This is a genomic window from Desulfosarcina cetonica JCM 12296, from assembly GCF_001311845.1.
Classification (GTDB): Bacteria; Desulfobacterota; Desulfobacteria; order Desulfobacterales; family Desulfosarcinaceae; genus Desulfosarcina; species Desulfosarcina cetonica.
In genome coordinates this window covers 1-535 of the sequence record NZ_BBCC01000553.1, presented here as the reverse complement: position 1 = coordinate 535, position 535 = coordinate 1, and the positions used below count along the sequence as shown (strand labels likewise).

Below are 535 nucleotides of genomic sequence, written 5' to 3'. Positions count from 1 at the left end.
CGCCCACGAAGGCGGCCGCCATGGCACCGGCCAAGAGCTGCCCCTCGGCGCCGATGTTCCAGAAGCGGGCCCGGAAGGCCACGGTCACGGCCAGTCCGGTAAAGATCATGGGCGCGGCCTTGACCGCCGTTTCCACCAGGTTGAAGCGCGTGGAAAGGGCGCTGAGAAAAAGCTTCTCATAGGCGCTGAGGACGTTGGCGCCGGCCAGAAGGATTAATCCGCTGCACAGCACCAGGGTGGCACCCACGGCCATCAGCGGCAGGGAGAGGTTGAGCCACAAGGGCGTCTGGGAACGGCTTTCCAAAGTCAGTCCGATCATGCCGCTTCCTCCTTTACGCCGGCCATCAGGAGACCCACGCGCTCGACGCTGGCCGTCTCGATGGGCAGGACCGCCATGATGCGGCCCTCGAACATCACGGCAATGCGGTCGCTGAGCAGAAAGAGTTCCTCAAGATCCTCGCTGATCACCAGCACCCCGCTGCCCTGCTGGCGCAGGGCCAAACGCTCGTGGACGGAAGCCGGCAGGCCGGGCGAC

2 pseudogenes are annotated in these 535 nt (G+C 65.6%); both read right to left on the bottom strand.

The window, feature by feature from the left end:
• Positions 1 to 319: pseudogene (locus JCM12296_RS35550) on the bottom strand (ABC transporter permease); the annotation flags it as partial.
• Positions 316 to 535, bottom strand: a pseudogene (locus JCM12296_RS40915) (heme ABC transporter ATP-binding protein); the annotation flags it as partial. The pseudogenes JCM12296_RS40915 and JCM12296_RS35550, both read right to left, overlap by 4 nt.